The organism is Portibacter marinus (assembly GCF_021533195.1).
Lineage (GTDB): Bacteria > Bacteroidota > Bacteroidia > Chitinophagales > Saprospiraceae > Portibacter > Portibacter marinus.
In genome coordinates, this window is the sequence record NZ_JAJNKB010000006.1 from 216245 (window position 1) to 236233 (window position 19989).

Consider the following 19989-nt stretch of genomic DNA (forward strand, 5'->3'; position numbering starts at 1 on the left):
TAATAAATGATTAAATTATTCTTTGATTTGTCTTAGTATCTAATACTAAAATATCTCCGGTTTTCAATGAATGTCCCATAACTGCCACATTATCCAGGCCATAGTTAAAATGAAAAGTATGGTGAGCTGTCTTTCTAATGCGATGTCCATTTTCTAAAGTATAGGCTTGAATGGATGTCGATTCAAGTATTTTTGAAAAAAGATTCATCATTCCTTTTTGATCTAACCAACCTCCAATGTAAATCAAGTTATCCTTTCTGATAACAGCTGGTGTGCCGTCTAAAGCTTTGACAATGATCTCTTCAGAAGTATGGAGCACCTCATGCCAGGAATGAAAATTACTGCCGTCTTCTAAGGAAATCAGTTCTCCTGCCCTTAGACTTTCGACTTCGTGAACTTTGCAATCAAATCCGGGAATATTAGGGGCTAAATTTTCGGGGATAGAAAAGTGGTTTGTTTTAGACCCTGACCTTGGACCAATGATGATTTTCCCTTTGAAGGCTTTAATCTCCTTCAAAAGATCTTTGTTCCAGCAAAACAGTCCAGGAATTATGATGACTTTTCTTTTTTTGAATTCCGGGAATTTCGCAGGAATAATATCTATAGATTGTCCTAGCTTTCTCAAAGCCCGATAATAATCTAATATCAATTCAAAATAATCAAATGATTGGCCTTGTGGCTGTGTTTGCCAGGCCCAACAAGATTCATAATCAAAGACGAGACCAATTTCTGCATCGGTATGCTCAATTTCTCGAATTTTTTCCAAATCATTGGTGATATTTTCTACTTCATCTTTGGCTGTTGCCCATTCGCGATCAGGTCTTTGCAATCCGGAATGCATTTGTTCCTGGGCAAACGGTGCTTGTCTCCATCGAAAATAACTTACCACTTCTGCACCGTGTGCAAAAGCTTCCCAAGACCATAGACGCACCATATTTTTATGAGGAATGGGATTGAATGGTGCCCAGTTTACTGGTCCTGGTTGTTGCTCCATGATCCACCATCGAGGGTTTTCTGATCTCATGTGGCCTACAGCACGATAAAGATCGTGATGAAGGGCCTGGAAATCGGGATCACCTTGTCGCTGATAGTATTTTTTCTCTTCTTCGCTGGCATTTACTCTATCTTCCAGGAAACCTAGTGGATAGCTGTCCCAGCTGGCTATCTCTAAATCTTTGCCGACTTCAAAATGATCAAAATCAATAATCTTACCCATATAATTATGAAGTATGGGTAAGTCGGAGTGTTTGCGAATGGTTTTACACTGTAGCAAGTTGAAGTGGACTACCTGATCAGATGAATATCTTCTAAAATCCAGGACATGGGCAGGATTCGGTTCTGTGACAGTGGAATTCGGAAGTTGGATTTCAGCGAAAGACATATATTTCATGGACCAAAAAACATTTCCCCAGGCTTCATTTAGTTTTTCTATTTTCTGGTATTTCTGTTCAAGCCAGTTTTGGAAACCTTTCAGTGCAGATAAACTATATGAAATGATGGTGTCATGACAGCCGTATTCATTATCCGTTTGCCAGGCACCTATAAACTTGTTCTTTCCATATCGTTCTGCCAGCAATGCGGTAATTCGCTGAGACTCCCATTGATAACCTTTATGAGAGAAACAATAATGCCTTCGTGATCCAAAGATTCTGGCTTTTCCATCCTTGTCTACGGCTAAAAGGTCCGGATATTTGGTAATCATCCATCTTGGTGGTGTAGCTGTAGGGGTACATAAAATGATTTTCAATCCTGCATTACCCAAGAGGTTTATGATCTCATCAAGCCAATCCCATGAGCATTCGTTGGGTATGGGTTCGAGTTCTGACCATGAAAACTCACCTATTCGCACCCATGACAGTCCTAAAGCTTTCATTTTTTCAATATCCTCTACCCATAAATGTTTGTTCCACTGCTCTGGGTAATAGCACACACCTAGCTCAGGTCTTACGATAAAATTTGTCATAAATAAGAGGTCAAGGAAGAAATATAGGTAGAAAAAGATGTAAAATATCTAATGTCTATCACACTTTCTATAAAAGGAACTAATGTAATCATTTATAAGAAATCGACTTTAAGAGAACTTGAAGTTGTAATATATTTTGGCAAGAAAAATGGTAGCCATACTGAATTTCAGAGGATTATGTAACAATCAAGAAAAATTCTTATCTTTGCACGCTATTTTTAATCTCTTGTAAAAAAAGTAAGTTAGGTATGAGTAAGAAGAGAATTCTTTTTGTCACTCAGGAGATGGAGCCTTATACGGTCGCTGATGATATTTCGAAATTGGTAAGAAAACTGCCACAATATACACAGGAAAAAGGATATGAAATTCGTGTATTGATGCCGAAATTTGGATCGATTAACGAGCGCAGGCATCGTCTTCATGAAGTAGTTAGATTATCCGGAATGAACATCATCGTAGATGACGATGACTTTCCTTTAATTATTAAAGTGGCTTCTCTTCCGGGAGCAAGGATGCAAGTGTACTTTTTAGATAACGAAGAATTCTTCAAAAGAAAATTTGTTTTCAAAAACGCCGACGGAGAACCATTTGATGACAACTCGGAACGAATGATTTTCTTCTGCAAGGGTGTCATGGAAACGGTAAAGAAATTTGGATGGGCGCCGGACATTATTCATTGTCACGGCTGGATGACCGCATTGGTCCCGCTTTATCTCAAAACAGTTTATAAAGACGAACCTATTTTTCAAAATGCTCAGGTGATCTATTCTGTCTACAATAAATCCATGGGTGGTACTTTTTCTGACCAATTCCTGGAGAAAGCCATGATCAATAATCTGGAGGAATCTGATTTAAAATCTTTCAGTGATGAAAATGGAATCAATTTACATGCAGGAGCCATCAAAAACTCTGATATCATCATTCAAGGAAGCGAAACGCTTGATGATTCCGTTAATGAGTTGATAGAAAAGTCAGGAAAGACAAAATTGGACTTTGTGCCAGTTGATGAAGCACCTCCGGTTTACTTTGACTTTTACAAGAGCCTGTTAGAAGAGGAAGAAGAGGAGGAAGCAGAATAGCTCTGTCCGTAACACATTAATCATTTATAATCTTGTATGAGAATATTTTTGTACAGTTTTGCCGCATTCGTGGTCATTACCATTACTTACGCCTGCAGCAAGTCTAGTCTTGTTGGTGCTGATCTCTTTATACCAGATAGTATAGAACTCTCTTTTAGAGATGATTTCGACATAAAAGCTTTCACAAATAATGTCGATTCTGTAGTAACCTATGATGGTGCCGCAAGCATCACTTCTTTAATGGTTGGTCAATTGAGAGATCCCTATTTTGGAGAAACCACTGCTGAGGCTTACGCCAATGTTTCGCTTTTGACACAATTAGGTGGTACTGTTATACCACCAGATTTTAGATTCATTAAAGATGGGCTGGAAACAAAAGTAAGGTTAGATTCAGTGGTATTAGTCATGGAATACAACCAGGCAGGGTTTTATGGAGATTCTACCACGACTCACAATATAGAGGTTAGGGTAATGGAGAATGCATTGCCAAGCGGAAATAAAATATTTTCAACCTTCAGACCCTCTGCTACTGATTTAATAGGAAGTAGATCATTTGTGCCATCACCCAGAGATTCTTTTATTGTCATTGAACCCAATGATACCATTAAGGTGAGCAATCAGTTTCGAATGAAATTGGACAACTCCTGGGCTCAGGCTATGATTGACGACACACTCCTGGTTCATACCCCGGAGGCTTTTTTGGACTACACGCCTGGAATCAGTATAAAGAGCACTCCGAACAACAGTTCTACAATCGGCTTCAATTTCAATACATTAAGTAGCGGTGCGGCACCTAACAACAATATTTATATTTATTATAGAGAAGATACACTTAGAAAAAATTATCGTTTTCCACTTAGGGGTGTAAGGCATAATTATTACAATCATGATACTGAAAATGCAATAGTCGAAGAATTTTTGGATGATGATGAGAAGGGTGATAGTTTAGTATTTCTTCAGGGAATGGCAGGGCCAGTAGTGGAATTGGAACTTCCTGTGCTATCCACAGATCAGTTGGATGGCTTTCTGATTAATAGAATGGAGTTGGAGTTTTATGTACTAGAAAGTGCCTCTCAAGACATTCATGCTCCTATAGAAAGTATCGTTTTGGAAGAATATAATGAAGAAGGAGATTTGGTTCCCATTGAAGATGCCATCGTTGCGTTTAACTTAGGTATACCTTCTTATTTCGAGGGAACACTAGAGGATGTGCAACTTAATGGAATGACGATCAAAAAGTACAACGCCATCATTTCTTTGCATGCGATTCAGGAATTAGGCAGCAGCAATCCCAAAACGCGATTAAGAATTGTTCCAAGAAATAAAGTGACCATGCCTGGACGTTCTATTATTTTTGGCCCTGGGCATTCAGAGTTCCCTATGAGGCTGAAAGCTAATTTTTCTAAATAGAGAATTCATGTGTGGTATCGTAGGATACATTGGTGAAAGAAAAGCATTCCCAATACTACTGGAAGGATTAAAAAGGCTTGAATACAGAGGTTATGACAGTTCAGGCATATCGTTGTTAAATGGCGAACTCAAAACTTTTAAAAAGAAAGGGAAAGTCAGTGAGCTCGAAAAGTTCGAAGAAGCTGTAAACTCCCACGCAACCATTGGCATTGGTCATACCAGATGGGCTACTCACGGTAAACCTGATGATATTAATGCCCATCCACATCATTCCGGCAATAACCGTTTGGCTTTAGTACACAATGGAATCATAGAGAACTACGGAACACTCAAAGAATACCTCATTTCCGAAGGCCATGAATTCAGAAGTGAGACGGATACTGAAGTTTTAGTACACTTAATTGAGCAGATACAGGAATCAAAGAATTTGGATTTAGAGTCTGCAGTGAGATATGCTTTACAAAAAGTAGTTGGAGCCTTTGCCATTGCTGTAATAGACAGAGAGCATCCCAATATCATAGTAGGAGCTCGAAAATCGAGTCCGTTAGTGGTAGGTATCGGTGATAATGAGTTCTTCATCGCTTCAGACGCAACCCCCATCATCAAATACACCAATCAAATTATATACCTCGATGATGATGAAGTGGTCACCATTTCACGAGATGATAATCCTCAGATCAGATCACTGGACAACAAGCTGGTAGATTACCATATCGAGCAGGTAGATTTAAAACTGGAAGAAATAGAAAAAGGCGGATATGATCATTTCATGTTGAAGGAGATATATCAACAAGATGAATCTATCTATGAAGCCATGAGGGGACGGATCAATGCCGGTGAAGGTTGGGTGAAAGTGGGTGGAATGCAGGATCACTACAATCGAATTGAGAATGCAGAGCGATTCATTATTGTTGCTTGTGGAACATCTTGGCATGCTGGATTAATTGCAGAATACTTATTTGAAGAATTGGCAAGGATTCCCGTTGAGGTGGAATATGCTTCAGAATTCCGATACAGAAACCCCATTATTGGACCTAAGGATGTGGTGATTGCACTTTCGCAGTCCGGAGAAACGGCGGATACTTTATCAGCCCTGGAATTGGCCAAGGAAAAAGGGGCTTTGATCTATGGGATTGTAAACAATGTAGGTTCATCGATTGCAAGAATTACCGACTGCGGGTCCTATATTCATGCCGGACCGGAAATTGGGGTCGCATCTACCAAAGCATTTACAAGTCAATTGGTCGTGCTGACCTTAATGGCTCTGGATCTGGCCCATAAGCGTGGTACGATTTCAGAAAGGAATTTCCAGGCTTTGATATCTGAATTCGAACTGATTCCTCAAAAGGTCAAAAAGGTACTTCAGCAGGCGGCACACATAAAAAGTATTGCTTCTGAGATAAAAAGTGCTTCAAATGCTTTATATTTGGGTCGCGGATACAACTTTCCTATAGCTCTTGAAGGGGCTTTGAAACTAAAAGAAATTTCCTATATCCATGCCGAGGGCTATCCAGCAGCAGAAATGAAGCACGGACCTATTGCATTGATAGACATGTACATGCCCGTAATTGTTATTGCTACCAACAAGAATGCATACGAAAAGATTTTTTCTAATGTACAGGAAGTGAAGGCCAGGAAAGGCATTGTAATTGCCATAGTATCAGAGGGTGATACTGAAATTAAAAAAATTGCCGATTTTACAATCGAGATCCCGAATACAGATGATGTTTTCTCTCCATTGTTGTCAGCAATCCCTCTTCAACTGCTCGCATATTATATTGCAGTGATGAGAGGATGTAACGTAGATCAACCGAGAAATTTAGCGAAATCGGTAACTGTTGAATAATAAGAATTAAGTAAGAATATGGAAAACATGGAATATAACACGGAAAAAGACCCATTGGTTATTTCCGAGTATGGACGAAACGTTCAAAACCTGATCAACTATGCTAAGACTGTCGAAGACAAGGAGCAAAGGCAGAAGTATGCAGAACGAATTGTAGCCTTAATGTATCAGATGAATCCTGATAATAAAAACATTAATAACTATAGGGCGAAGTTGTGGTCCCATTTATTGAGAATTGCGGATTACGATATCGAAGTAGATGCTCCTGAGGATTCTATTCTTGCCAAGGAAGACGTAGTCAAGCCAGAGACACTTAGTTATCCTAGAACTGTTAGAAGGTATCGCCACTATGGAAGTAATGTGATGGCTTTAATAGAAAAGGCGATCGCGATGGAGGAGGGCCCTAAGAAGGACGCATTTGCCGAAACCATTGCAAGATATATGAAATTGGCCTACAGAACCTGGAACAGAGAACACTATGTTAGTGACGAGATCATCATAGAGGATCTTGAAAAAATTTCAAAAGGGAAGTTGAAGTTAGCAGATAACTACAATCTTAATATTGGAAAAGATGATCGTGATACCAACACCAATAGTAGTGGCAGTAGACGTGGTTCCAGTAATAGAAAGAACTATAGGAAAAACAGCAATAAAAGGTACTCTAACAATAGAAATAAGAGAAGATAATACATTATAAAATATTTTAATATATTTGAAGGCGTAACTGAATAGTTGCGCCTTTTTTTATTACATTCCAGCCATAGTGAATAATAATCAGCATTACATTCGTGTTTCATTTATAAGAGCTATCGAATTTCTGGTTATTGTTGAATCTGAACAAAATTTAGAAATATGTCGAACGAGGCTTTTATCGTAGAAGGAAATACCCGATTAAAAGGAGAAATTGAACCCCAGGGAGCAAAGAATGAAGCGCTGCAGGTATTGTGTGCAGTCTTACTGACCGATCAGAAAGTGGAGATTACCAATGTACCCGAGATTCTGGATGTCAAGAAACTCATCAACTTGATTAAAGGATTAGGTGTAAAGGTAGAAAGACACTCGCAAGGTCACTATACTTTTCAAGCTGATGAAGTTGATCTGGATTACCTCTCATCTGAGGAATATCAAAATGACGCAAAGAAAATCAGAGGCTCTGTCATGTTGATAGGACCATTACTCGCCAGATTTGGAAAAGCTTATCTGCCCAAACCTGGTGGAGATAAAATAGGGAGAAGGCGGCTGGACACACACTTTATCGGCTTTCAGAAATTGGGAGGAGAGTTTAAATTCGATGAAGATACCGACGATTACTATGTGTATGCTGAAAAACTCAAAGGCTGTTATATGCTTATGGATGAGATCTCGGTGACCGGTACTGCAAATGTATTGATGGGAGCGGTTCTGGCTGAGGGTCAAACCACCATTTACAATGCAGCTTGTGAACCCTATGTACAACAGTTGTCCAGAATGTTAGTGGGAATGGGCGCCAAGATACAAGGAATCGGATCCAACTTACTCAAAGTAACAGGAGTAGATTCACTGAAAGGCACCGAACACCGCGTGCTTCCGGATATGATCGAAATAGGTAGTTTCATAGGCATGGCTGCCATGACTCAATCTGAGCTATTGATCAAGAATGCTGCTGTCAAAGAGCTGGGGAATATTCCATCGGTATTTCAAAAATTGGGTATCAAACTAGATATTCAGGATGACAACATACATGTAGAAGCGCAGGATATTTATGAGATTTCAAGTTTTATAGACGGATCCATTCTGACCATTTATGATTCACCATGGCCCGGATTCACGCCGGATTTGCTTTCGATAATGCTGGTAGTGGCTACACAAGCTCGTGGTAGTGTCTTGATACATCAAAAAATGTTTGAATCAAGGCTGTTTTTTGTTGATAAACTCATTGATATGGGTGCAAAAATTATACTATGTGACCCACACAGGGCGACTGTTATTGGACTGGAAAGAAAAACTCAATTGAAGGGTATTTCCATGAGTTCACCGGATATCAGGGCAGGGGTTTCGCTCTTGATTGCTGCATTGTCAGCTAACAGTACTTCGACGATACATAATATTCAGCAAATTGACAGAGGGTATCAGAATATCGATGGAAGGCTGAATGCTTTGGGTGCCAATATTCAGCGGGTCGAGTTATAATATTCAAGAAGTCATCGAATTACTTCGTACGACTGATGACAAAATGAACCAGGTTTTCTATTGAATCCCTGGCAGGAGACGGTTGCAGAGTATGTAATATGTCAATGGCCATTTTGTGGTATCGATCCAAAGCTTCCTGGGCATAGGTCAACCCACCCTTTTCTTTTACAAATTCCACAAGTGCTCTGACTTTCTTTTTATTGTTATTGTGTCTTTTCACGGTATTGATGATCCAGCGTTTTGTAGAACGATCAGAGTTTTTCAATACATGAATCAGAGGCAATGTCATTTTCTTTTCCTTGATGTCAATACCTGTAGGTTTGCCAATGTCATCTTCTCCATAGTCGAAGAGATCATCTTTGATTTGGAAAGCGATACCAATATTTTCACCAAATAATCTCATTTTCTCTACGACCTCGGGATCATCAGAAGTTGTGGAAGCACCTGCAGCGCAAGCAGCTGCGATGAGCGAAGCTGTTTTCTGCCTGATGATTTCAAAATAGACCTCCTCATCGATGTCAAGTCTCCTTGCTTTGTCTAATTGCAGTACTTCACCTTCTATGATTTCTTTAATGGCGGTAGAGACAATTTTTATCAATTTAAATTGCTCATTTTCCAGCGCTAGCAAGAACCCCTTTGCATATAGAAAATCTCCTACCAGAACTGCTACCTTGTTTTTCCATAGCGCATTGATCGAAAACAAGCCTCTTCTTTTACTTGAATCATCTACTACGTCGTCATGTACGAGTGTTGCAGTATGCAAAATTTCAATAAAGCTGGCGGCATCATGGCTGGAATCATTGATTTCGCCGAAAAGCTTTGCACACAAAAAGACGAACAACGGACGAATCTGCTTTCCTTTTCCTTGCACGATGTAATAAGTAATGGTGTCGAGGAGCCTGACATTACTTTTCATAGACTGTCTAAAGTGCTTTTGAAAGGCTTCCAGGTCAGCCTGTACCGGCTTTTTAATTTCCTTTAAGGAAAGTGGCATCGATCCATTTTTGTGAATGCCAAATATATGGAGATTTATCGGCTTGGATAATATTGGCATTATTATTTCCGTATGTAGGTCAAAGTACTTTTCATCACGTGATAGAAATATTCAGGACGAATCAATTTTTCGCGACCTTATTGTTACTTCCTTACACGTTTCTAATAAGGATACACTCGCTGATCCATCCTGAGAGGTATGAAGTTCAAGCGCATGATACGCCCTTTTCCAAGTATTTATTTACAAATGTCTTAGAATCTGCAATATTTCAGAATATTCTGGCTTGTTTCATTGTGTTTCTTGCGGCGAACTTCGTCAATCGTCATATCATACAAAACCGCATATCCAAGTATCAAACTTTGCTTCCCGGATTATTTTTTATACTACTTACAGCTGGTATCCCAGGTGGGATGATTTGCTCTCCGGTTTTACTTTCTTGCTTTTTTATACTATTGGCTCTTCTTAACATTAACGGGATTTATAAGACCCATGAGTTCGCGATTAAAATATTCAATACCGGATTGCATCTTGCTTTTGCTTTATTACTGTATTCGGGGAATGTCAGTCTTTGGGGACTGGCAGTGATCTCAATTTTGATATTGCGATCTTTCAGGTTAAACGAGATTTTAATCTTAACGTCTGGGATGTTTGTGCCAATATTTCTGGCTGGTGTTTATTATTACTGGCATGGTGAGCTGGATCTGATATGGGAATATTTTCAATTTGGAAATGGAATTTTGAGTTTATTCTGGAGATTAAGTCTGGAGTCCATTTTATATCTCGCCGCCATAGGATTGGTTGTCATTTTTGTTATAGCCAGGTATAACAATTATACGATGAAAAATGCGATTCAGGTACAGAAAAAGATTGACATCATCTATTGGTTCATGTTTTTTAGCTTAGTTATTACGTTTTTTGTCAATGGTCTCTCGGCAACCCATTTATTGATACTTGCCATCCCATTTTCCATGTTTATAGGATTGAGTTATGAAAAGATGAAGAGTTCTATGCTGGCAGAAGTGCTGCATATCGTAATGATCATCCTGATCCTTACGACACATTTCGCATAAAGGCTAAAAATCTCTTATTGCTTATTGGAAGCAGGAATCAAATGAGTATTAATGCATCATCTGCTCCCTAATATCTCCTTTCTCTTTTCAAAATTGGAGAGTCCGCACTCTAGAAATTCTACATATTCCTGATAATTAGGATCATATCCTCTAGGCAAACCAATCACTTCTTCTTGTGGCGTCAACATAGCGTATAATGGTTGTGTATTGGAGCCAAAATTTGCAATCTGAAAATCAGACCACATGTTACCCACATCTCTCAACATTTTTTCCTGAACTACTGAATATTTCTTTTCCTCCAGCGGTTGGGAATCATCACTGTAGAGGGAAACAAGAACAAAATCATTACTTAATTTTGAGTGGACCTCTGATTTAACCCAAACATGTTCCTCCATTTTCCTGCAATTCACACAAGCATGACCTGTAAAATCCAGGAAAACCGGCTTATTGACTTCCTGTGCATAGGCAATACCCTCGTAATAGTCTGTAAAGCAATCGAGATTATTCGCACATTTTTTATACGAAGAGAACCGAGATTTTAGTTCTGGGTCTAGTTCTGGTTCTTCAAGAAAGAAATTGTATTGAGCAGGAGGAGCAATACCGCTTAAAAGTTCTTTAGAATCATAGGCTTTAATATCCTCATTGATTTGAAATCCTGTTGCCAGGTAAATTGCAGATGCTGCAAATAATGCTATAAATCCCCACCTAACCGGAGTTATTTTTCGAACAGGTGCATCGTGAGGAAATTTGATATATCCCAACAAATACAGAACTGTCAAAATAGCAATGACAATCCAGATCCCGATAAACAGCTCATATCTCAGGAATCCCCAATGTTCAGTCAAATCTGCGACTGATAAAAATTTAAATGCCAGTGCCAATTCCAGAAAACCCAATACCACTTTAACAGAAGTCATCCAGGAACCCGATTTTGGGAGAGAATTGAGCCAGGCCGGGAATGCTGCAAACAGACCAAAAGGTATCGCTAATGCCAGGGCAAAACCGGTCATAACGACGGCCGGACCAATTTTAGAGCTAGCAGATTCAACGATGGCAGACCCGATAATGGGTCCAGTACAGGAAAAAGAAACGATCGCCAGGGTAAAAGCCATGAAAAAGATCCCTATAAAACCACCTTTATCGGCCATTCTATCACTCTTGTTGGACCATGATGATGGTAGCGTAATTTCATAAAATCCGAAAAAAGAGAATGCGAAAAACACAAAAATTAAAAAGAAGATGACATTGGCAATCCAATTGGTTGACAAGCGATTCAAGGAATCAGCACCGAACACTGCGGTAATTAAGATGCCTAAAGCGACATAAATCACGATGATTGATGCTCCGTAAATGGCACCATTAACCCATCCTTTTCTTTTGGTATCTTTTGTAAAAAAACTAACCGTTAAAGGGATCATAGGAAATACACATGGTGTCAGAAGAGCCAGTAAACCTCCGATGAATCCAAAAAAGAAAGTCAACCACAGATTGGTACTGAGTTGTTGTATTCCACCACATTCAGCCGTTGGATTTTCTAATGAAGCCACTATGGAAGGGATGGTATTATCTATACTGTTACCTGAAGCTGCTATGGCTTCTACCTCCTCATCAGAAATTGATACGGTAGCACCTTTCAACGATGCGGGTATGAATTCAAAATCAATCAAGTCAGGAGGCAGGCATTTGGTATCATCGCAAGCCATGTATTCTAAAGAACCTGAAATAGGTTTTGAAGGATCCGTGACTTTCACCCGGTGTTCAATAACAAAAGGTTCATCGGATAAATATTTGATGACCTCTACATCAAAAAAAGGATCTATACCTTCTTTTTTGTGCCCCTTTTCCACTGATTTATCTGTGACAGAAAAATAGTCAGCTTCATTATATAGAATGGAAGTGGGTATAGGGCCATCATCATTCGTGAATTGAGAATAGACCGTCCATCCTTCATCGGCTTTCGCAATATACTTGAGGATGTATTCCTGGTCGCTGGATTTTTCTATATCAAAGGTCCATGAGACTGGTGTCAATACCTTGTCATTAGATCTAACAGCGGTCACACCGGTTACATTGCCAATAGCATCTTGTTCTACGATGGTCCCTTTTTGAAGGATGATATTGAAATCTACATCTGTAGGAGGCAGACATTTGGTATCGTCACATGCCATGTAGGTCAAATAACCGCTTATTGAGGTTACACCATCAGGAACGATTACTGAATGGGTAATTACAAAGTCTTCCTCAGAAAGATACTTGACCACATTGACCTCAAAAATAGGATCTATACCTTCCTTTCTTTTTCCACTCTCTTTACCAATTCCCTCATGCGCTACACCTTCAGTTTCGTATATGATTTCAGTAGGTACAGGGCCATCCTCATTAGGTTCTTGCGAGTAGACATTCCATCCATCATCGATTTTGGCGGTATAGATCAATTCATATTCCATTTCAGAAATTTTCTTTGAATCGAATGACCACTTGACCGGTTCTAATATTTGGGCATGTGAAGCTAAAGAGAAAAGCAGGACAACACTTATTGTTAAAAATCTAATCATGTTTTCTTATTTATTGGACTACAAATTCAAAGTCAACATCTGTAGGAGGCAGACATTTTGAATCATCACAACTCATATAAGTGAGAAAGCCCTTGATAGTGGGAGCGCTTGTGGTGGTTTTGACCATTTGATAAAAGATAGCGGGGCCATTTATTTTGATCAAGTCCATTTCAAAAATATCGTCGAATTTCTTTTCTACTTCGGCGGGTTCCACGACTGCCCCTACCAGTTCTACACCATCTTGTTCCTCAATAGTAAAGCTGGTGGGAATAGGTCCACCTTCTTCTATATGTTGGGAATAAATGGCCCAACCTTGTTCTATATCGGCTTTATATAACAATTTGTATTCATTCTCACTGACTTTTTCAACTTCGAATGTCCATTTAACCGGGTCAGGCATGTCTGACTGCCCATTGGCATTGCCAAAAAACCCAAAAATTAAAAGTATAGCAAAGGCTCTCATATTCATTATTTCCTGCAAAAATAATGATTAAAACCTTATAAAGCCTTTGGAGATTGCCTTTTAATTGATTATTAACAACTCAATCACAACAATTTAGCAAGTAGTTCCTTGGCCCTATTTTGATACATACTTTGAGATTTAGAAATCTCTTGAAGCAGGGCAGTTGCCTGGTCTTTATTAGAATTTCCTAAATGGGCAAGCGCAAGATACCATTTGGCCTCCTGCCGGAACCTGGCTCCAGAGTTTTCAGATATGGGTTGAAGTATCTTTATGGCCTCATTAAATTGACCTTCTTCGAGATGAGTTATTGCTATATATACTTCCACATCAGGGTTGAGTTCTCTCTTTTCCTCGAAAAGTTGTCGGGCTGTGGTATAATTTGCTCTCTCATATTCAATTAAGGCAGGTCTAAGTTCAGATTTGGTACTTTCTCCCCGGGTGATTGGGTCTATTTTGTTAGGAAGTGTGCTATAGAACTCTGCATACAGTTTATCCGAAGGGGAATGATCAAATAGAAATGGTACAGCCAGAAGTAGCAGGATCATCGCAGCAGCTAAAGCCCACCAATTTCTGAACCGAATTACTTTAGCTGGTTGATCCAGGCTTTGCAATCTGGATTTAAGTTCTCTACGGCCCAGGGCCTTAGCAGTCAGAAATGCATCTTGACGAAATTGAAATTCTTGTTCGAATTCAGGAATTTTCCTAAGCTCGTTTAATTCTTGGTTTTCCTTGTCGGAGATATGACCCGTGAGATACGCGTCTATCAAAGGAAATTTATCCTCCATTTTCATAACCCTTTATTAATTCTTTTAGGCTTCTGAGACATCGCGACTTATGACTTCTTACAACATTCTCATTCTTATAATCGAGCTCATGCATGAGCGCTTCAATAGAATAAGAGTGATAATAAAAAAGTATTAAAATCTTCTTACATCGATCTCCCAATTGATCCATTGCTCTTTCCATCTGTACCAATTTTTCATTTGGCTGAATATTTGAATCGATGGCCTCTAAATCCAAATTTTCCAAATGTGCCTTATCCAGAGTAATGGTCTTACTATTTTTTTTAAGTCTGTTATAAATACTGTACTTCCCAATACTAAAAAGGTACGTTTTGATGGAACTGGTCAACTTATTGAGTCTGCCTGTCCTTACATTCTCATAGAAGGCCATAATGGTATCCTGATAAACATCATGAGCATCTTCTTGCGATATATCATATCTCTTAGAAAAAAGTAAAAATTCTTCTTTGTAGGTGAGGTAAACTTTGTCAAGTGCCTTAAGTCCTATTTGATCTAGTGAATTTTTAAATTCTTCCAGGCTTTTATACCTTTCTGTAACCATTAATAATGCAGATTAGAAATTGTTAACAAGGGATTTAAAAGATTTAAAAATTTCAGGCATTCTAAGATAGTAAAATTTGAACCAAAGGTGGGAAAGACTGTTGCTGAGGAAGTTTTTCTCCTGCAATTTTTTACAGCTTAAATTTTCGAACCGATCAATAAAATAAATATACTCATCGAAAAAAAAGCCTTATTCGAACGATTAAGGGTACTTTTGCCTTTCTAACACAAATTGTAAAAATGTTTAATAAAACTTTACTAATTATTGCCCTGACATTCATTTCCTTTGGACTTTCAGCTCAATTTCCCATGGGTGGCTTTGGCAAGAAGAAGGATGTAATTAAAGGGTTTATTGCGGGTCAATTAATAGATACCGTATCAAATGAGCCCGTTCCCTACGCAACAATTGTGCTTAAGAAAAAAGGCGAGGACAAAGAAATTAACGGTGTTTTATCAGAGGATGATGGAAAATTCAGGTTATCTGAAATTCCGGCAGATGAGTATGATATGTACATTTCTTTTTTGGGCTACAATGAGAAAGTTATTCAGGTAGAAACGACACCAGCCAAACCGGACCTTACAGTGGATGACATCTATTTGACACCTGCAAATTATATGCTGGATCAGGTGGAGATTACGGATCAACGGGCATTGACAGAGGTGAAAGTAGATAAATTGGTTTTCAATGCAGAACAGGATGCTTCGATATCTGGAGGGGATGCCACTGAAGTTTTACGGAAGGTCCCTTTATTATCCGTAGACTTTGATGGAAATGTCTCCTTAAGGGGTTCGCAGAATCTTCGAATTTTGATCAATGGCAAGCCGTCGGGCATGTTTTCAAGTAATGTAGCTGATGCTTTGAAAATGATACCCGCTGACGAAATAAAACAAGTAGAAGTCATTACAACGCCGTCTGCAAAGTATGATGCGGAGGGTTCTGGGGGTATTATTAATATTATTACAAAGAAAAAGACAGCTGATGGTTACAGTGGATCTGTCAGTGCGTCCGTGGGCAACCGCCAAAATAATGGAACAGGTAACTTTAATTTTGCCAAAGGCCGGTTTGGCACGAATGCAAGCGGCTCAGTATTTTATTCAAATCCAGTTTTGGCGTTAAGCGAATTTAACAGGGTGGATACCATCGGAACACAGATTAGATCGTTAACCCAAAATGGTGAAACCAGAAATTCAAGACTTGGTTTTAGAGGTACTGCCGGAGCATTTTACGATTTCAATGCTTATAATAGTTTAAATACATCCTTTTCCGCAAGAGGATTCAGCTTTAACTCTGATGGGTCAATAGATGGATTGTTGACCGGACCTTTTGGTTATGGATTTACGAGGGAGCAGGAGGGCATCAATGGAAGGTCAGGATATGATTGGTCTACTGATTATAAGAGAACTTATGAAGAAAAGGACCGTGAATTTACTTTAGCGTTCCAATTGAGTGGTGACCAAAGTAATGCGGACAATGCGATATTACAAACCTTTAGCAACAGCATTCCGACCAGGGATGAGCTAATTTTTAATGATGGAGATAATTTAGAGAGCACCTTCCAAGCTGATTATGTACATCCTTTGCCTAATTCTATGAAATTGGAGGTGGGAGCTAAGGCTGTATTGAGAGATATTGATTCTGATTATAAATATAGTGTCTTGCAGAATGGAACGTATGTTGTAGATCAGGTGCGTTCCAATGTTTTTAATTACAATCAGGACGTTGGAGCAGGATATGTATCCATGAATTTTTTAGTGGCGAAGAAGTTTTCTGTGGTTGCGGGAGTGAGATACGAGTATACCTTTATCAGTGGATCATTCGATGATGGTGAGACTATTGAAAGTAACTCCTATCAGAATATCTTACCCAACCTAATCATTTCCAGATCTTTGAAGAATTTTCAAACGATCAAATTGAGTTATAATCAGCGGATACAAAGGCCCAGTCTAAATTTTATTAATCCCTTTCGAAACAGTGTAGACAGTCTGAATATACAGGTTGGAAATCCTCAATTGACTCCGGAGATAGTACACCAGGTGGATTTTTCTTACAATACATTTATTAAAGGGTTCGGTATTTTCTCATCTCTATACTACAGACATACAGAGGATATCATTCAGCAGCTTTTGAGGGTGAATGATAATGGAGTGGGCTTCAACACTTTTGAAAATGTGGGAATCAATGATGCGATAGGGTTAAATTTATTTACCACTAAGAATGTCAATGCCTTTACAATAAGAGGTGGGTTTAATATAAACACCTTCAACTATAGTTCTAGTCTGGAACAGGTAGCGGTCACAAATCCAATGGGTTTTGAATATAATGTAAATTTTGGAGGGACGATCAATTTACCTAAGGATTGGAAAGCGGACTTTTTTGGTTTCCTAAGATCTCCGAGATTTACCATTCAGGGAAGGCAGCCTAATTTTTCAATTTACGGAGTTGGGGTTAAGAAGGAGTTTCCCAAGATCAAGGCTAGTTTAGGTATAAGGATCATTGAGCCTTTCAATGATTACAAGTACTTTAATTCTGCACAATCCGGAGACGGATTCAGCTTGGAGAGCAGTTTTGGGATACCATTTAGATCTTTCGGGGTGAGTTTTGACTACAGATTTGGAAATCTGAAATTCAAGGAGAGGAAGACTGCGATTGATAACAATGACCTGCTTCAGGGTGGAAATGGACAGCAGCAGGGTGCTGGTGGGAATGGAGGTGGAAATTGATTGAAAGTAACTTGCGGAGGGAAGTGCTGAATCAAGAGTAAATCTGCTGTCTGATAGCTTGAAGAAAGGATTTGCAAGTCCAATGCAAGTCCAATGCAAGTCCCGGGCAAGAGCTTCGAGGGTTAATTTTAAGGCAAGGCGATAATCTTCAGAGTCAATGACTCGATTCCTGGCAATGGATTCTGTCTGTTGTACTGTTCAATTGCCAATTCATACTCACCCACCTCCTTAAATCGAACTCGATTTTGCAGCAGAATACTGACTTCACATGTAGATTGGTTACACTGTCCTTCCCATTGATCTAAAGCATCTGCAAGCTGCAAGGAAACTTCATCTGTAACGGTCTCACCAGATGGAAACGTGGTATGCATCTGTACATATACATTTTCAAAAACATAGTCAGCAGAATGCTTTAAATCCAAAACCAAATCAAAATAGTCCTCAACATCTTCGATCTCAAAAGCAAAGGTAGCTTGATCATCATAAGACCATTGGCCTTCAGCCAAATCAAAAGATTGCTCGTAGTAAACATCGTCACTACAAGCAATCAATACAGCCAAAAGTGAAAAAATCAGAAGTCCTCTCACTTAAAATAATCTTTCATTTTTTCAAAAAAGCCTTTCTCAGACTTACCGGGACTCGGATTGAAATTAGGCATCTCGCGCATTCTCTCCATCAACTCCCTTTCTTCATTCGTCAGATTTTTAGGTGTCCAAAGATTAACATGAATCAGTTGATCCCCCTTACCATAATCCTGGACTGAAGGCAATCCCTTGCCACGCAGTCTTAATATCTTTCCGGCTTGTGTCCCCGCTGGAATCTTTATTTTCACATTGCCACTTAAGGTCGGTACTTCCGCAGAAGTTCCCAACGCAGCATCTGCAAAATTCAAGAACAAATCATAGATGATGTTTTGGCCATCTCGTGCCAACTGCTCGTCTTCCTTCACTTCTATACTAATCAATAAATCACCTGCAGGTCCACCATTCTTACCGGCATTACCTTTGCCTCTCATGGATAGTTGCATCCCATCTTCAACTCCAGCCGGAATGTCGATTTCGAGCGTTTCACTCTCGTAGTTTCGACCTTCACCCTTACATGTGTTACAATTGGCAGTGATCACCTGTCCTGATCCATTACAAGTGGGACAAGCTGTGGTAGTCTGCATGTGCCCCAGGAAAGTACTTCTGACCTGCCTAACATATCCACTACCTGAACAAGTGCCACAAGTTTTTTGCGAAGAACTGTCTTTTGCGCCACTTCCATTGCAAGTCTTACAGGTAACCTGCTTTTTGACCTTAATTTTCTTGGTGACACCAGATTCTACTTCCTGCAGCGTCAATGAAACCTTAATTCTGAGGTTGGATCCTTTCTGGCCGCGGGTTCTTGTTCTAGAACCACCTCCGCCACCACCGAAAAAAGATTCGAAGGGACTACCACCGTCTCCAAAAATATCACCAAACTGAGAGAAAATGTCTTCTACAGTACGACCTCCTCCAAAGCCACCGTTTCCACTCACTCCTGCATGACCGAAACGATCATAACGGGCTTTCTTATCCGCATCACTTAAAACTTCATAAGCTTCAGCAGCCTCTTTAAATTTCTCTTCAGCCTTACTATCTCCGGGATTCTTGTCCGGGTGATATTTCATGGCTATTTTCCGATAAGCCTTTTTAACAGCATTCGAATCCGCATTCTTTTCGACTCCTAATACTTCGTAATAATCTCTTTTTGCCATAAATGTTTTATTCTCCTACTACAACTTTAGGATGTCTGATAATTTTATCATGTAACTTATAACCGGTGGTCACTGTGTCCAGTATTTTACCCTTCATTTCTTCTGAGGGGGCTGGCACTTTGGTGATGGCTTCATGAAACTCAGGATTAAATTCTTCACCATTGGTGTCCATAGCTTCCAAACCTTTACTTTTCAGGGTATTCAACAACTTATTATAAACCAAAGCCACCCCTTCACTAAAAGTTTCTGATGAACCTTCTGCTTCAGCGCTTTGCTTCGCCCTTGCGAAATCGTCCAAAACAGGAAGTAAATCCTTAATCGTATCCTGAGCAGCAGATTTCATTAAGTCTAACCGCTCCTTAATACTCCTCTTCTTATAGTTGTCGAACTCTGCGAATAACCGAAGGTACTTATCTTTAGCCTCTGCTAATTCAATTTCTTTGTCTTCTAATTCCTTCTTCAATTTTGAATCCTTCTTACCACCCATCCAGCCCCTTTTGGGCTTGTCTTCCTGGGTGTCTTGAGTCTCGTCTATCTCCGGACTTTCCATATCTTTCTCTTCTGTCTTATCTATCATTTTCTTATTACTTAATACTCTTTAGATTTATGGCAATATTTCTGCCATACCTGGATTATTG

Annotated in this window: 16 protein-coding genes; 7 read left to right on the forward strand and 9 right to left on the reverse strand. The window is 39.4% G+C overall.

The genetic code is table 11. From position 1 onward, the window contains the following. Positions 1-10: 10 nt before the first annotated feature. Complete coding sequence (locus L2567_RS14895) at positions 11-1963, reverse strand: beta-galactosidase (RefSeq protein ID WP_235298596.1); 1953 nt, start codon at positions 1961-1963, stop codon at positions 11-13. A 248-nt stretch (positions 1964-2211) separates the two neighbouring features. Between L2567_RS14895 and L2567_RS14900 the strand changes: the two genes are divergently transcribed. The 5 genes from L2567_RS14900 to murA all read left to right on the forward strand — a co-directional run bounded on the left by L2567_RS14900 (position 2212) and on the right by murA (position 8467). Continuing rightward, complete coding sequence (locus L2567_RS14900) at positions 2212-3042, forward strand: glycogen/starch synthase (RefSeq protein ID WP_235298597.1); 831 nt, start codon at positions 2212-2214, stop codon at positions 3040-3042. A gap of 36 nt (positions 3043-3078) precedes the next feature. After that, positions 3079-4452, forward strand: a complete 1374-nt coding sequence (locus L2567_RS14905) for a DUF4270 family protein (protein ID WP_235298598.1) — start codon at positions 3079-3081, stop codon at positions 4450-4452. 7 nt (positions 4453-4459) lie between these two features. After that, positions 4460-6298, forward strand: coding sequence for a glutamine--fructose-6-phosphate transaminase (isomerizing) (gene glmS, locus L2567_RS14910; RefSeq protein ID WP_235298599.1), 1839 nt, complete (start codon positions 4460-4462; stop codon positions 6296-6298). A gap of 27 nt (positions 6299-6325) precedes the next feature. Continuing rightward, complete coding sequence (locus L2567_RS14915; RefSeq protein WP_235298600.1) at positions 6326-6985, forward strand: DUF4290 domain-containing protein; 660 nt, start codon at positions 6326-6328, stop codon at positions 6983-6985. Between the two features lie 165 nt (positions 6986-7150). Continuing rightward, positions 7151-8467 (forward strand): UDP-N-acetylglucosamine 1-carboxyvinyltransferase, encoded by a 1317-nt coding sequence (gene murA / locus L2567_RS14920; RefSeq protein ID WP_235298601.1) that lies wholly within the window; start codon positions 7151-7153, stop codon positions 8465-8467. 19 nt (positions 8468-8486) lie between these two features. On the opposite strand, the gene L2567_RS14925 is transcribed toward murA, so the two are convergent. Beyond that, positions 8487-9461, reverse strand: a complete 975-nt coding sequence (locus tag L2567_RS14925; protein ID WP_235298602.1) for a polyprenyl synthetase family protein — start codon at positions 9459-9461, stop codon at positions 8487-8489. A gap of 53 nt (positions 9462-9514) precedes the next feature. Here L2567_RS14925 and L2567_RS14930 point away from each other — a divergent pair, with 53 nt between their 5' ends. After that, a complete protein-coding gene (locus L2567_RS14930) occupies positions 9515-10531 on the forward strand; it encodes a hypothetical protein (RefSeq protein WP_235298603.1) in 1017 nt (338 codons plus the stop codon). A 56-nt stretch (positions 10532-10587) separates the two neighbouring features. Here the strand turns inward: L2567_RS14930 and L2567_RS14935 are convergent, their stop codons facing one another. The 4 genes from L2567_RS14935 to L2567_RS14950 all read right to left on the reverse strand — a co-directional run bounded on the left by L2567_RS14935 (position 10588) and on the right by L2567_RS14950 (position 14893). Next, on the reverse strand, positions 10588-13086 hold the full coding sequence (locus tag L2567_RS14935) for a protein-disulfide reductase DsbD family protein (protein ID WP_235298604.1): 2499 nt from the start codon (positions 13084-13086) through the stop codon (positions 10588-10590). 10 nt (positions 13087-13096) lie between these two features. Continuing rightward, entirely contained in the window at positions 13097-13549 is a 453-nt protein-coding gene (locus L2567_RS14940) for a protein-disulfide reductase DsbD domain-containing protein (RefSeq protein WP_235298605.1), read from the reverse strand. A gap of 83 nt (positions 13550-13632) precedes the next feature. Next, the gene (locus tag L2567_RS14945) at positions 13633-14334 is read right to left on the reverse strand and encodes a tetratricopeptide repeat protein (RefSeq protein ID WP_235298606.1); all 702 of its coding nucleotides are present in this window, start codon (positions 14332-14334) and stop codon (positions 13633-13635) included. Then, complete coding sequence (locus tag L2567_RS14950) at positions 14324-14893, reverse strand: RNA polymerase sigma factor (RefSeq protein WP_235298607.1); 570 nt, start codon at positions 14891-14893, stop codon at positions 14324-14326. Before L2567_RS14950 ends, L2567_RS14945 begins: the two co-directional genes overlap by 11 nt. A gap of 239 nt (positions 14894-15132) precedes the next feature. On the opposite strand from L2567_RS14950, the gene L2567_RS14955 reads away from it, so the two are divergent. Then, positions 15133-17613 carry a TonB-dependent receptor domain-containing protein gene (locus L2567_RS14955; protein ID WP_235298608.1) on the forward strand — a complete coding sequence of 827 codons (2481 nt, stop codon included), beginning with the start codon at positions 15133-15135 and terminating at the stop codon, positions 17611-17613. A gap of 128 nt (positions 17614-17741) precedes the next feature. Here L2567_RS14955 and L2567_RS14960 read toward each other — a convergent pair whose 3' ends face one another. The 3 genes from L2567_RS14960 to L2567_RS14970 are packed head-to-tail and all read right to left on the reverse strand — an operon-like array spanning position 17742 to position 19928. Beyond that, positions 17742-18200 (reverse strand): gliding motility lipoprotein GldH, encoded by a 459-nt coding sequence (locus L2567_RS14960; RefSeq protein ID WP_235298609.1) that lies wholly within the window; start codon positions 18198-18200, stop codon positions 17742-17744. Next, positions 18197-19351 carry a molecular chaperone DnaJ gene (gene dnaJ / locus L2567_RS14965; protein WP_235298610.1) on the reverse strand — a complete coding sequence of 385 codons (1155 nt, stop codon included), beginning with the start codon at positions 19349-19351 and terminating at the stop codon, positions 18197-18199. The genes L2567_RS14960 and dnaJ overlap by 4 nt, the downstream gene beginning before the upstream one ends. Before the next feature lie 7 nt (positions 19352-19358). Next, on the reverse strand, positions 19359-19928 hold the full coding sequence (locus L2567_RS14970) for a nucleotide exchange factor GrpE (RefSeq protein WP_235298611.1): 570 nt from the start codon (positions 19926-19928) through the stop codon (positions 19359-19361). Positions 19929-19989: the final 61 nt, after the last annotated feature.

What these genes read in the sequence shown, in the direction of transcription:
- L2567_RS14895 (WP_235298596.1), bottom strand. Translation starts at nt 1,963, where the DNA reads ATGACAAATTTTATCGTAAGACCTGAGCTAGGTGTGTGCTATTACCCA.
- L2567_RS14900 (WP_235298597.1), top strand. Translation starts at nt 2,212, where the DNA reads ATGAGTAAGAAGAGAATTCTTTTTGTCACTCAGGAGATGGAGCCTTAT.
- L2567_RS14905 (WP_235298598.1), top strand. Translation starts at nt 3,079, where the DNA reads ATGAGAATATTTTTGTACAGTTTTGCCGCATTCGTGGTCATTACCATT.
- glmS (WP_235298599.1), top strand. Translation starts at nt 4,460, where the DNA reads ATGTGTGGTATCGTAGGATACATTGGTGAAAGAAAAGCATTCCCAATA.
- L2567_RS14915 (WP_235298600.1), top strand. Translation starts at nt 6,326, where the DNA reads ATGGAATATAACACGGAAAAAGACCCATTGGTTATTTCCGAGTATGGA.
- murA (WP_235298601.1), top strand. Translation starts at nt 7,151, where the DNA reads ATGTCGAACGAGGCTTTTATCGTAGAAGGAAATACCCGATTAAAAGGA.
- L2567_RS14925 (WP_235298602.1), bottom strand. Translation starts at nt 9,461, where the DNA reads ATGCCACTTTCCTTAAAGGAAATTAAAAAGCCGGTACAGGCTGACCTG.
- L2567_RS14935 (WP_235298604.1), bottom strand. Translation starts at nt 13,086, where the DNA reads ATGATTAGATTTTTAACAATAAGTGTTGTCCTGCTTTTCTCTTTAGCT.
- L2567_RS14940 (WP_235298605.1), bottom strand. Translation starts at nt 13,549, where the DNA reads ATGAGAGCCTTTGCTATACTTTTAATTTTTGGGTTTTTTGGCAATGCC.
- L2567_RS14945 (WP_235298606.1), bottom strand. Translation starts at nt 14,334, where the DNA reads ATGGAGGATAAATTTCCTTTGATAGACGCGTATCTCACGGGTCATATC.
- L2567_RS14950 (WP_235298607.1), bottom strand. Translation starts at nt 14,893, where the DNA reads ATGGTTACAGAAAGGTATAAAAGCCTGGAAGAATTTAAAAATTCACTA.
- L2567_RS14955 (WP_235298608.1), top strand. Translation starts at nt 15,133, where the DNA reads ATGTTTAATAAAACTTTACTAATTATTGCCCTGACATTCATTTCCTTT.
- dnaJ (WP_235298610.1), bottom strand. Translation starts at nt 19,351, where the DNA reads ATGGCAAAAAGAGATTATTACGAAGTATTAGGAGTCGAAAAGAATGCG.
- L2567_RS14970 (WP_235298611.1), bottom strand. Translation starts at nt 19,928, where the DNA reads ATGATAGATAAGACAGAAGAGAAAGATATGGAAAGTCCGGAGATAGAC.